The 513-nt window shown below is 54.8% G+C and carries 1 protein-coding gene; it reads right to left on the bottom strand.

The genetic code is table 11. From position 1 onward, the window contains the following. On the bottom strand, positions 1–513 hold a 513-nt coding region (locus B5M42_RS25190), incomplete at both ends, for a X2-like carbohydrate binding domain-containing protein (RefSeq protein WP_268999358.1).

The following is a 513-nucleotide window of genomic DNA, read 5'->3' as shown; positions in this document are numbered from 1 at the left end:
CGCTCACCGTGATCGTCAGCGTTTGCGTCGCTCCGGCGTTGAAGTTCAGCGTCAGCGTTACCGGACCATTCGCTTGCGCAGCCAGATAATCTTTGCTGATCGTGATCGTCGAGCCGACCAACGTGTAATCAGTTCCCGATATTAACGGCGTCACTCCGTTCACGATGCTGCTCAGTGTATTGCCGTTCAGCGTCACCGTTGTGGTCACATTCTGGTAGTGACCTGCGGACGTATCGGCCGTGTTTTTATCAAACGTAGCCGTTGTTGGGCTAATTGTGCTATTGCTTGGCGTCGAATCGCTCACCGTAATCGTCAGCGTTTGCGTCGCTCCGGCGTTGAAGTTCAGCGTCAGCGTTACCGGACCATTCGCTTGCGCGGCCAGATACGCTTTGTCAATCGTGATCGTCGAGCCGACCAGCGTGTAGTCAGTTCCCGATATTAACGGCGTCACTCCGTTCACGATGCTGCTCAGCGTATTGCCGTTCAGCGTCACCGTTGTGATCACATTCTGGT

The organism is Paenibacillus athensensis (assembly GCF_004514475.2).
Lineage (GTDB): Bacteria > Bacillota > Bacilli > Paenibacillales > NBRC-103111 > Paenibacillus_AL > Paenibacillus_AL athensensis.
The sequence above is the reverse complement of the archived record's forward strand: the minus strand, read 5'-3'. Positions and strand labels throughout refer to the sequence as shown.